The organism is Desulfuromonas versatilis (assembly GCF_019704135.1).
In the GTDB taxonomy this organism is placed as follows: Bacteria; Desulfobacterota; Desulfuromonadia; order Desulfuromonadales; family NIT-T3; genus Desulfuromonas_A; species Desulfuromonas_A versatilis.
In genome coordinates, this window is sequence record NZ_AP024355.1 from 731,960 (window position 1) to 743,252 (window position 11,293).

Sequence of the window (11,293 nt, forward strand, 5' to 3'; positions counted from 1 at the left end):
TATGAATAAAAAATATGCACAAAAATCAGCTGTTATAAGAAAATGTTTAAAAAATGATCACTGTGGCATGATTTGTGGATGTATCGGTCGCAGTTAATGGCATTTAGGAAGTTTGAGAATAGTGTGGTGGTTAAAAATTAGACATTCATTGGCATGCAAACAGGAGGCACGGCATGGCACCGAAAATCGATGAGAAGGTCGAACCCATTTTTCAGGAAGTTCTGGCCCGCAACCCCGGGGAGACGGAGTTTCACCAGGCGGTCCGCGAGGTGCTCGAGTCCCTCGGTCCGGTGCTGGTGAAGCACCCCGAGTTCTGCCATCACAAGATCATCGAGCGCATCTGCGAGCCGGAGCGGCAGATCATCTTCCGGGTGCCCTGGCAGGACGACCAGGGCAACGTGCAGATCAACCGCGGCTTCCGCGTCGAGTTCAACAGCGCCCTGGGCCCCTACAAGGGGGGGCTGCGCTTTCACCCCTCGGTCTACCTGGGGATCATCAAGTTTCTCGGCTTCGAGCAGATCTTCAAGAACGCCCTGACCGGCCTGCCCATCGGCGGCGGCAAGGGCGGCTCGGACTTCGACCCCAAGGGGCGCTCGGACGACGAGATCATGCGCTTCTGCCAGAGCTTCATGACCGAGCTGTACCGCCACCTGGGCGAGTACACCGATGTGCCCGCCGGCGACATCGGCGTCGGCGGCCGGGAGATCGGCTACATGTTCGGCCAGTACAAGCGCATCACCAACCGCTACGAGTCCGGGGTGCTGACCGGCAAGGGGCTCTCCTGGGGCGGTTCTCTGGTGCGCCCCGAGGCCACGGGCTATGGGGCCACCTTCTTCGTTGACGAGATGCTCAAGGTGCGCGGCGACTCCTTTGGCGGCAAGACCTGCACCGTCTCAGGCAGCGGCAACGTGGCCATCTACACCATCGAGAAGATCCATCAGCTCGGCGGCAAGGTCATCGCCTGCTCCGACTCCAACGGCTACATCGTCCACGAGCGGGGGATCGATCTGCAGCTGGTGCAGCAGCTCAAGGAGATCGAGCGCCGTCGCATCAAGGACTACCTCAACTATCACAAGGATGCCCGGTTCGTCGAAGGGGGCAATATCTGGGATGTACCCTGCCAGGTGGCGATGCCCTCGGCCACCCAGAACGAGATCAACGGCAAGGACGCCGCCAAGCTGGTGAAAAACGGCTGCATCGCCGTCGGCGAAGGGGCCAACATGCCCACCACTCCGGAGGGGGTCAAGGTGTTTCTCGAGTCGGGGATCGCCTACGGCCCTGGCAAGGCGGCCAACGCTGGCGGGGTGGCGACCAGCGCGCTGGAAATGCAGCAGAACGCCAGCCGCGATTCCTGGACCTTCGAGTACACCGAGCAGCGCCTGCAGCAGATCATGCAGAACATCCACCAGCTCTGTTACGAAACCGCCGAGGAGTACGGCACCCCGGGCAACTACGTCAACGGAGCCAACATCGCCGGCTTCATCAAGGTGGCCCATGCCATGGTGGCGCTGGGGTTGATCTAACCCTCTCTCCAACTCCAACAGCCAACAGAAAAGGCCCGGGTTTCGCCCGGGCCTTTTCCGTTGGCTGCGGCGATCTGCTACCTTTCGAGGAAGCAGACCAGTTGCTGGGAGACCACGTCCGCCATCAACCGCAGCCCCTCCTTCGGCGCCCGGTAGACCTTGACCACGTGCTTGAGACGACTGCTGGCCGGCATCAGCCCTTCCAGGGCGTTGGGCTGGGCCCTGCGCCAGGCGTCGTTGAGGAAGCATTTGTTGTTTTCGGGGAACAGGGCCAGGTAGAAGATGTCGGTCTCCACAAGGTCCTGGAAGAAGTGGGAGCCGTAGGAGAGCTCGGGCATAAGGTTCCCGCTGGAAAAGGCGACTTCGGCCAGCGCAGTGAAGTTGTTGATCTCCGAAAAGGAGATCGGCACCCCCAGCGATGGCGTGGAGGTGCCCCAGCGTCCCGGCCCGAGCAGCAGGGTGGGGTTGTCTTTGCGGTCGGCCAGGCGCTTGTTGAGGCGGCCGATAAGGCGGGCGATCTCGTACTTGTCCGACATGTGCAGCTGGACGTATTCCTCGGGCTCGACCCAGACCAGCCAGCGCAGCGGCTGGGAGATGTTGCCGCCCATGAAGTTCCCCTCGCTGCGGAAGAAGATCCTCTCCGGTTCGATTTTCTCGGGGATCTCTACCTGAACCTGCTCTCCCTTGGTCTGCAGCGGGCGGCACTGCACCACGTCGATGCGGGCCGTGCCCTGCGGAGTGAAATTGACCGTGAATTCGACATCCACCGGGTAGCGGTAGGTCCTTTCCAGGGTTTTCAGCAGCCGCTGCATCAGTGAGGCGAAGGGGGTGTCGGCGAGCAGGCGCTCGAAGGTCAGCAGCCAGACCTGCTCCCCCTTGCGGCCGCGATTCTCCAGCAGGCGCATGGTCTCCAGGTCTTTCACTCCGTAAAGCTGCCAGGGCAAATCCACCCCCTGCCGGGACAGGTCGAGCAGTGAGACCGTATGCAGGCGGTTGTCGACCACGTCGAGCAGATCGACGCTGCGCTGGGAGAACCTGCGGGTATCCGCCTGGTCCTTGTGGGGGCGCTTCAGGGGGGCATCGAGGGCGATCAGCCGCGGGTAGTCCCCCTCGACCCGGTCGACCGCCCGGGTGCCCAGCCCCAGCACCAGGCGCAGCATTCCGGCCTGGGGGTCCATCCCCCTGTCCCAGACAAAGGTATTGTAGGAAACGCCGACCCCGGCCAGTTCGGGAAAGAAGTAATGACCCCGGTAGGCGCCGGAGACCCGCTGGATGAGCAGCGCCATCTGCTCGTCCTGCTGGTCGAGCCCCCGCTGTTGCCGGTAGGTGAGGGCGTCTTCGCTCATGGTGCTGGCGAAGATCTTGCGCACCGCCTCCTCAAACTGGGCCAGGCGTTCTTCGGGGGTGCCCTGGTTGACGCAGAAGAAGCTGTCGTACTTGCCGGCGAAGGCGTTGCCGAAGCTGTCCTCGAGCAGCGAACTGGAGCGGACGATAATCGGATACTGCCCGTAGTATTCGAGCAGCTTGTGGAAGCCTTCGCGGATCGTTGCCGGGAAGCTCCCCTCGAGCATTTTCCCCCGCAGTTCGGCGGCGGCGCTGAAGTAGGTCTCTTTCTTCTTCTGGCGCATGAACAGCGGCCACCAGCCGTTGTGCACGATGTAGGAGTAGTAGACGTTGGAGCCGACGAAAAAGGAGTCGTGGGCCTCCAGGTGGTCCTCCCAGTGGTAGTCGGGGGCGCGCAGCAGGATCTGCCGGGCCAGCAGCATCCCCACCGCCTTGCCGCCAATAAAGCCGGTGCCGATCACCCGCGTCTTGATGTCGAGCAGATCCTGCAGGCAGAAGCACTCGGCGGCCAGCTCGAGGATACGGGCTTCGCGGCCGATCATGTGCCGGCAGATGTGGCTGACCATGTTTTGCTGCTCGGTTTGGGCGGCGGGGTCGCCGGCCAGTTCCTGAGCCTGAAGAAACAGCCGGTGCCAGTGGTCGAGGTGGCGCTGGGCGTTTTCCGTGTCGCGCCGGGCGATGCTGCTGAACAGGTCGGTGGCCTCGAAGCTGGCGGTCAGGGGCAGGAACTGCTCGCCCTCCTTGCGGTGCGGCAGGAACATGGTCGGTGAGCGGCGCTGCCAGACCTTGAGCGGGTGGATGTGGAAGCTCTGCTCGTGGTTGTAGACGTCGATCAGCACCTGGGTGGTGTCGCGGATGCGCTCGATGGTCTGGAACGAGTGGCGGCTGCGGATCAGGGCGAAATAGGCCACCGTGTCCAGCTCGAACAGGTAGGGGCAGGTGACGCGGAAGAAGTTGCCGACCATGTAGTCGGTGGCCCAGGCCGAAAGCAGGTCGGAGAGGCAGTCGAAAACGTAGAAGGCGCCGTGGCCTTCCTCGCTGAGGATGCTGTGGATGCGCGCCGCGAAGGATTCGAAGCCGCGGCGCGGGTCGAGCTGGTGCACGACGATGCTCGGCGAGGCTCCCAGCAGCGGCTCGTGGTCGCCGAAACGCATGTAGATGACCCGCTTGCCTTCGCGCAGGGCAGCATCGACGAAGGGGCCGACGAAGTAGCGGTAGTCGGCCATGGAGTCGACCTTCCACACCACGTTGTCGCCGATGCGCAGACCGTCGAGGATCTTGTCCAGGCCGGCATAGCCGGTAGTGACGCGGATTGCGGAATCCATGCGGGGAGCTCCTTGGCAGGGCCAGTGCCCTGGAGGGCTGGCGCATTGTTGGTTGGTGAAAATGCCTTATTTTATAGCATGGATGTCTGCAGTCTGCCAGCGGATTCTAATATTTGCCGTTGCGGTGAGGGGGTGGTGGCTAGTGTTGTATAAAAAATAGGCAGATTTCGGCCGTCCGGGAAATCAGGCAACTCCAGGGGGGGGGGCTGGTCATTCCGGGGTCTTGATAATTCGATTTATGGTGATAGGAGTACAGGCAGGGAAAGTGCTCTTCAGTATATTTGAGGTGAAAAATGCGCGCAATCTTCGTTTGGGGTCTGGGAGTTGCTCTGCTGGTTCTCGGGATGGGTCAGGTCGCCGCTCGCGCGGAGACCGGCGGGGTGAAATCCCCCGCGGAGATCTGTCCGCTGACCATCGGCAGCATGGTCCCGCCAGTCACGCTGAAAAACCTCGACGGCCAGCCCTTCGACCTGGCCTCGGCGGTACGCGAGAAACCGACTATTCTGATTTTTTATCGCGGCGGCTGGTGACCGTACTGCAATCTCCAGTTGGGAGAACTCGTCCGCATCGAACCGCAGCTGCTCGAGCTCGGCTACCAGATTCTCGCCGTCAGCGCCGACAAGCCAGAGTTTCTCAAGCAGAGCCAGCAGAAGCACAAGCCCAATTACCGCCTGCTCTCCGACAGCGACATGCAGGCGGCCCAGGCCTTCGGCATCGCCTTCCAGGTCGATACCGCGACCTATCGGAAATATCAGGAATTTGGCGTCGATCTCGAAGAGGCTTCCGGCCGGACGCACCACCTGCTGCCGGTGCCGACCGCCTTTGTCGTCGGCAGCGACGGCACCATCAGGTTCAGCTACGCCAACCCGGATTACAAGACCCGGGTCGATTCCGAGGTGCTGCTGGCGGCGGCGCGGGCTGCGCTGAAGTAGTAATGGCGAGTAGGGCTGTTGCGAAAAAAGGCCGCAACCCTTGCAAGGGTTGCGGCCTTTTGACCATTTGCTCCTCCCCCTCCAAGGGGGGCTCTAAAAAAACCTCAATCCTTCAGCTTGCGCCGGCGCTCCTCACGCCACAGGTCGAGCAGCATCAATCCCACCCCCACGCAGATGGCCGAATCGGCCACGTTGAAGGCGGGCCAGTGGTACTGGCGCCAGTAGACGTCGAGAAAATCGATGACTTCGCCGAGGCGGATGCGGTCGATGAGGTTGCCTACCGCTCCCGAGAACACCAGGGCCAGGGCGACGTGCAGCAGGCGCTGCTCCTCGCGGAGTTTCCCCAGGTACCAGAGGATGCCCAGGGCGGCGATCACCGCGACGCTGATGAAGAAGGGGATGCGCACGGAGCTGTCGGCGAGCATGCCGAAGGCCGCGCCCTTGTTGCGTACATAGGTGATGGCGAAAAAGCCGTCGATCACCGGCAGCGACTCGTAGAGAGCGAAGCGGCTGTCGATGAACAGCTTGGTGGCCTGGTCGAGGACCAGGACCACGGCGGAGATTATCAGCAGCAGGCGAAAGCGAACGGGCACAGGGGCTCCAGTGAGGAGTTGGGGGGTGAGGAGTGAGGAGTAAGGGCCTAGGGTGTTGCCCCTCACGCCTTACCCCTCGCCCTTCACGGTTTTTATCAGGAAAGCGCTTCCTCGCAGCGGTGGCACACGGTGGGGTGGGCATCGCTCCGGCCGACCGTCGGCAGGTAGTTCCAGCAGCGCTCGCACTTCTCGCCGGGCGCCTTTTCCACCTTGACCTTGAGTCCCGCCACCTCCTCGCCGGCCACGGCGTCGCTCAACCCCTCGGCCAGTTCGGCCTGGGAGACGATGCACAGGGTGGCCAGCTCCTCCCGATAGGCTTCGAGCAACTCGCGGACAGGGCCGGCCGGGGCCTCGATCAACACCCGGGCGTCGAGGGAGTGGCCGATCAGCTTTTCGTTGCGGGCCAGCTCCAGGGCCTTGGAAACGTCGGAGCGCACCTCAAGCAGGCGCTCATAGCGCTCCTCGAGTTGGGGGTCGACCAGGCTCGCCTCGAAGCGGGGGAAGCCGGCCAGGTGCACGCTCTCCTGGCGCTCGCCGGGCAGGTACTGCCAGATCTCGTCGGCGGTGAAGGAGAGCACCGGGGCGATCAGCCGGGTCAGGGCGTCGAGGATGCGGTACATGGCGGTCTGCGCACTGCGCCGCGCCAGGCTCTTTTTCGGCGCGGTGTAGAGACGGTCCTTGAGCACGTCGAGGTAGAAGGCGCTCATGTCGACGCTGCAGAAGTTGTGCACCGCGTGGTAGAGGATGTGGAATTCGTAGTCGTCGTAGGACTTCTCGACGCGCTTGACCAGCCCCTCGAGCCTCGAGAGGGCCCAGCGGTCGATCTCGAGCAGGTCGCCGTCGGGGACGCTGTCGGCCAGCGGGTCGAAGCCGTGCAGGTTGCCCAGGATGTAGCGGGCGGTGTTGCGGATGCGCCGGTAGGCGTCGGAGAGCCGCTGCAGGATCTCCTGGCTGATGCGGATGTCGTCGCGGTAGTCCTGGGCGGCGACCCACAGGCGCAGGATCTCGGCGCCGAATTTCTTGATGACCTCCTCGGGGGCGATGACGTTGCCCATCGACTTGGACATCTTCTTGCCGTTGCCGTCGACCACGAAGCCGTGGGTCAGCACCGCCTTGTAGGGGGCGGTGTCACGGGTGCCCACCGAGGCGAGCAGGCTCGAGTGGAACCAGCCGCGGTGCTGGTCCGAGCCTTCGAGGTAAAGGTCGGCGGGGGATTTGAGGTAGTCGCGCCGCTCAAGCACCGCGGCGTGGGAAACCCCCGAGTCGAACCAGACGTCGAGGATGTCCATCTCCTGGGTGAAGCCGTCGTGCTGGCACTTGGGGCAGACCGTCCCCTCGGGGAGCAGCTCCTTGGCGCTCTTCTGGTACCAGAGATCGCTGCCGCCCTCTTCGAAGAGATTGGCCACGTGATGCATGGTCTTGCCGTCGGCCAGCGACTCGCCGCACTTCTCGCAGTAGAAGACGGTAATCGGCACCCCCCAGCTGCGCTGGCGGCTGATGCACCAGTCGGGGCGGTTCTCGATCATGCCGTAGATGCGTTCGCGGCCCCAGCGGGGTATCCACTGCACCTCGCCGATGTGCTTGAGCGACTTCTGCCGCAGCTCGTTGGCGTCCATGGAGATGAACCACTGCTCGGTGGCGCGGAAGATGATCGGTTTCTTGCAGCGCCAGCAGTGGGGGTAGCTGTGAGAGAGCTTGGCCTGCTTGAGCAGGGCGCCAGCTTCCTCTAGCTTGGCGATCACCTCGGGGTTGACCTCGGGGACCTTCTTGCCGCCGAAGAATTCGAGATCCTCCAGGTAGCGGCCGTAGTTGTCCACCGGGTTGTAGATCTCCAGGCCGTACTGCAGGCCGACCATGTAGTCGTCCTGGCCGTGACCGGGGGCGGTGTGAACGCAGCCGGTGCCGGCCTCGAGGGTGACGTGGTCGCCGAGGATGATCAGCGAGTCGCGCTCGTAGAAGGGGTGGCGGGCGCTGCGTTTCTCGAACAGCGAGGCGGCGAAGGTCGCCGCCACCCGGTAGGATTCGCTGCCCAGCGTCTTCATCACCGGCTCGACCAGTCCCTCGGCCATCACCAGCAGCTCGCCGTCCACCTCCACCGCCACGTAGGGGAGCTCGGGGTTGAGGCAAATGCCGAGGTTGGCGGGGATGGTCCAGGGGGTGGTGGTCCAGATGACGAAGCTGAGCTTTTTGCCCTGCAGCGGCGCCAGCTGTTCGGGCAGCTCGCCGAGGTAGGGGAACTTGACGTAGATCGAGGGCGAGCTGTGGTCGGCGTATTCGACCTCGGCCTCGGCCAGGGCGGTGACGCAGGACGAGCACCAGTGGACCGGTTTCTTCCCCTTGAACAGGCCGCCGCGCTCGGCGAAGCGGGCCAGTTCCCGGGCGGTGGCCGCCTCGTAATGGGTGCTCATGGTCAGGTAGGGGTTGTCCCACTCGCCGAGCACGCCGAGGCGCTGGAACTCGGCGCTCTGGATGCCGACCCACTCGCTGGCGTATTCGCGGCACAGCTTGCGGAACTCGGCCTTGGAGAGTTCGCGTTTCTTGTTGCCGAGCTTCTTGTCGACCATCAGCTCGATGGGCAGGCCGTGGCAGTCCCAGCCCGGCACGTAGGGGGCGTAGTGCCCCTGCATGCGCCGACTCTTGATGACGATGTCCTTGAGAATCTTGTTCAGGGCGTGGCCGATATGGGTGTGACCGTTGGCGTAGGGGGGGCCGTCGTGCAGGGTGAAGTTGGGGCGGTCTTTTTTGGCCTGCTCAAGTTTGCCGTACAGGTCCATTTCCTGCCACTTCTTGAGGATCTCCGGCTCGCGCTGGGGCAGGTTGCCGCGCATGGGGAAATCGGTCACAGGCAGGTTGAGCGTGTCTTTATAGTCCATATCGGTCCTCCCGGATCGGCAAAAAATCAAGTCATGTAACTTATCAAAAGCGCTGGATAAGTCAAGGGAAAAGGGGGGGCCGGGAGGTCGGGGAGGTGGCTGGCCGGGGGTGTGGGGGGAGGCGAGCGGCGGGCGGGCGGGTGAGGTGCCCGGCCCGCCCGCCGCCGTCGCTGGCAGGTGGTTTGTGCGGGATCAGGCGTTGACGGCCTGGGAGGAGACAGTCCCGCTATCGAGCATGGTGAGGCTCTGGCGCAGCAGGTTGGAGATGCTGGTGTTGGCCTCCTTGGCCAGTTCCTGGAGCAGCTGCATTTCCTGGTCGTCGATGCGGCAGGAGATGATGAACTTCTTCGGATTCTCGACGGTCTTGCCCATGGTGATACTCCTTTTTTTCTCTGTGTCTCGTTGGTTATGGTTTCGGTACCCAGATGGCACAATGTGTCAAAACGTTGCGTATACACCTTTGCAAGGGGTTTGCCATTTTGACTTTAAAGGCATTAAAAAATGTGTTTTTTAGTAAAAGCAGTATGTTGCAGGGTTGGCCGTATTGCTGTGCCGATTTGTTGGTGTAAACGCTATGGGTCAAAAGGATGCATGAAGGGTCGGGGTGAGACAGGAGTGCTCAGCGGGTGTGCCGAAGGTGGCCCAGGTTGGCGACGGCGCTGGGAGAAGGCTCAGGGGAGTTTCTTCCGGCGTGGCCAGGCCGCGCGGTAGAGCAGCCCGTAGCCGACCAGACCGGCCAGCAGCGAGGCGGCGAAGATGCCGACCTTGGCATCGGTGATCAGGTCCGCCTGGTGGAACGCCAGGTTGGTGATGAACAGGCTCATGGTAAAGCCGATGCCGCCGAGCAGGCCGATTCCCAGCATCTGCAGCCAGGAAGCGCTGTTGGGCAGCTCGGCCAGGTTTAGACGCACCGCGAGCCAGGAGAACAGCACGATACCCAGGGGCTTGCCCACCAGCAGGCCGAGGGCCACCCCCAGAGTGACGGGTTGGGAGAGCGAGGCTGCCAGTCCGGCCGGATCGAGGGAGACCCCGGCATTGGCCAGGGCGAAGATGGGCATGACGCCGAAGATGACCCAGGCGTTCATCTCGTGCTCCATGCGCTGCAGCGGGCTCATGGCGTCATGGCAGATGTGTTCCAGGGCCAGCAGGGTGCCGAGCTTCTCCTCTTTCTGAAAGGGGCCGGGGTGTTCTTCGATGCTGCGCAGGCGGGTGATGAGCTGGGCTGCCCGGGAGAGAAACTCCTTTTCCCGGTGCCGGGGGTGGACCGGGATAGTGGCGCCGATCAGCACCCCGGCGATGGAAGCGTGAATCCCCGATTTGAGCATGGCGACCCACATGGCGAAGCCGACCAGGGCGTAGTAGTTGGGGCTCTGAATCCCCATGCGGTTGCCGGCCAGCAGCACCAGGAACAGAAAACCGGCGAGGGCCAGGGCCCCTTCGGAGATGTCGCCGGTATAAAACAGGGCGATTACCAGCACCGCGCCCAAGTCGTCGACGATGGCCAGGGCGGTGAGGAAAATCGCCAGGCTGCGGGGGATGCGGCTGCCGAGCAGGGCGATGATCCCCAGGGCGAAAGCGATGTCCGTGGCCATGGGGATCCCCCAGCCGTGGGACTCTGGCCCCTGGAGATTGAGCAGGTGGTAGAGCAGGGCCGGCACCAGCATGCCCCCCAGGGCCGCGGAGATGGGCAGGGCCGCCTTGCGCGCCGAGGCAAGTTCGCCGGCGAGAAACTCGCGTTTGATCTCCAGGCCGACGACGAAGAAAAAGACCGCCATCAGGCCGTCGTTGATCCAGTGGTGGAGGGTTTGGGTCAAGCCGAAACCGGCCGCCCCGAGGGTCAGTTCGATTTCCCAGAAATGGTGGTAGAAATCGCGGGCCGGGCTGTTGGCCAGCAGCAGCGCGAGCAGGGTCGCGCCCATCAGCACGATGCCGCCGGAGGCCTGGCGTTTGAAAAAATCCTCGAAGGGCTGCATCAGAACGGAAAGTTTGAAGAGCATGATTGGCTCGTTTTCTTGGGCCGCAGCGGCGGGCTGTAAAGCAGTGGGAGCGTTCTCCTTTTTTATATAGGCTACCACTTTTAAATTACAACTTATCCGGTATTTTTTTTATTAGCCCTCTCGAGCGGGCGGAGATCCCGGAGTGATTTAAAAAGCATAGCCCTGACCCGCCTGGGCGCTGGGCGTGCCCTGTCTCAACCCTTATGGCCAGAAAAATCTGTTTGAAAACGACTCTGTTCGCGGCGCTTTGGATAGTGTTGACGGGGAATTCTCCCGATTCCTGGACGGTCGGGGCCGTCACCGTGCTGGCCGCCGTTACGGCCAGTCTCGCCCTCGACCCGCGCAAAACCCGCCCCTGGCGCCCTTGGGCCCTGTGTCATTTTGTCGGGTTTTTTCTGTGGAACTCCCTGCGGGGCGGTCTGGATGTGGCCCGGCGGGCCGTCCATCCGGCGCTCCCCCTCGACCCGGTGCTGGTCGAGCACCCTTTGCTGCTCCCTGAGGGGAGCGGGCGGGTGTTTCTGGTCGGAACGGTGAACCTGCTGCCGGGAACCCTGAGCGCGGAAATCAGCGGGGACGTGGTGGTGATTCACATGCTCGACGGCTCCCTGCCGGCCATCCGCGAGCTCCAGAAGCTGGAGCAGCGGGTGGCCGCACTGTTCGGCATCGGCCTGGACCGAATTTGACAAGAGCACCTGTTGGAGAGCGA

Annotated in this window: 8 protein-coding genes and 1 pseudogene; 4 read left to right on the top strand and 5 right to left on the bottom strand. The window is 63.0% G+C overall.

The features are described from left to right. The first annotated feature begins 173 nt into the window (after positions 1 to 173). Complete coding sequence (gene gdhA / locus DESUT3_RS03220) at positions 174 to 1,523, top strand: NADP-specific glutamate dehydrogenase (protein WP_221251033.1); 1,350 nt, start codon at positions 174 to 176, stop codon at positions 1,521 to 1,523. A gap of 77 nt (positions 1,524 to 1,600) precedes the next feature. Here the strand turns inward: gdhA and DESUT3_RS03225 are convergent, their stop codons facing one another. Then, positions 1,601 to 4,192 carry a PEP/pyruvate-binding domain-containing protein gene (locus DESUT3_RS03225; protein ID WP_221251034.1) on the bottom strand — a complete coding sequence of 864 codons (2,592 nt, stop codon included), beginning with the start codon at positions 4,190 to 4,192 and terminating at the stop codon, positions 1,601 to 1,603. A 293-nt stretch (positions 4,193 to 4,485) separates the two neighbouring features. Between DESUT3_RS03225 and DESUT3_RS03230 the strand changes: the two genes are divergently transcribed. Then, a complete protein-coding gene (locus DESUT3_RS03230; protein WP_221251035.1) occupies positions 4,486 to 4,722 on the top strand; it encodes a thioredoxin domain-containing protein in 237 nt (78 codons plus the stop codon). 12 nt (positions 4,723 to 4,734) lie between these two features. Beyond that, positions 4,735 to 5,124, top strand: a pseudogene (locus tag DESUT3_RS03235) (redoxin domain-containing protein); the annotation flags it as partial. A gap of 104 nt (positions 5,125 to 5,228) precedes the next feature. Here DESUT3_RS03235 and lspA read toward each other — a convergent pair. From lspA to nhaA, 4 genes are all read right to left on the bottom strand, one after another. Further along, positions 5,229 to 5,717, bottom strand: a complete 489-nt coding sequence (gene lspA, locus DESUT3_RS03240) for a signal peptidase II (RefSeq protein WP_221251037.1) — start codon at positions 5,715 to 5,717, stop codon at positions 5,229 to 5,231. Positions 5,718 to 5,812: 95 nt separating this feature from the next. After that, on the bottom strand, positions 5,813 to 8,590 hold the full coding sequence (gene ileS, locus DESUT3_RS03245) for an isoleucine--tRNA ligase (RefSeq protein ID WP_221251038.1): 2,778 nt from the start codon (positions 8,588 to 8,590) through the stop codon (positions 5,813 to 5,815). Between the two features lie 192 nt (positions 8,591 to 8,782). Then, positions 8,783 to 8,962: a ribbon-helix-helix protein, CopG family gene (locus DESUT3_RS03250; RefSeq protein ID WP_221251039.1), complete on the bottom strand. Its 180-nt coding sequence runs from the start codon at positions 8,960 to 8,962 to the stop codon at positions 8,783 to 8,785. A 299-nt stretch (positions 8,963 to 9,261) separates the two neighbouring features. Continuing rightward, positions 9,262 to 10,587 (bottom strand): Na+/H+ antiporter NhaA, encoded by a 1,326-nt coding sequence (gene nhaA / locus DESUT3_RS03255; protein WP_221251040.1) that lies wholly within the window; start codon positions 10,585 to 10,587, stop codon positions 9,262 to 9,264. A gap of 221 nt (positions 10,588 to 10,808) precedes the next feature. Between nhaA and DESUT3_RS03260 the strand changes: the two genes are divergently transcribed. Next, complete coding sequence (locus DESUT3_RS03260) at positions 10,809 to 11,270, top strand: Na+/H+ antiporter subunit E (RefSeq protein ID WP_221251041.1); 462 nt, start codon at positions 10,809 to 10,811, stop codon at positions 11,268 to 11,270. The last annotated feature ends 23 nt before the right edge of the window (positions 11,271 to 11,293 follow it).

Bases quoted from the DNA above. Each gene is read 5' to 3' on its own strand.
- DESUT3_RS03250 (WP_221251039.1), bottom strand. From the start codon at position 8,962: ATGGGCAAGACCGTCGAGAATCCGAAGAAGTTCATCATCTCCTGCCGC.
- gdhA (WP_221251033.1), top strand. From the start codon at position 174: ATGGCACCGAAAATCGATGAGAAGGTCGAACCCATTTTTCAGGAAGTT.
- ileS (WP_221251038.1), bottom strand. From the start codon at position 8,590: ATGGACTATAAAGACACGCTCAACCTGCCTGTGACCGATTTCCCCATG.
- DESUT3_RS03225 (WP_221251034.1), bottom strand. From the start codon at position 4,192: ATGGATTCCGCAATCCGCGTCACTACCGGCTATGCCGGCCTGGACAAG.
- nhaA (WP_221251040.1), bottom strand. From the start codon at position 10,587: ATGCTCTTCAAACTTTCCGTTCTGATGCAGCCCTTCGAGGATTTTTTC.
- DESUT3_RS03230 (WP_221251035.1), top strand. From the start codon at position 4,486: ATGCGCGCAATCTTCGTTTGGGGTCTGGGAGTTGCTCTGCTGGTTCTC.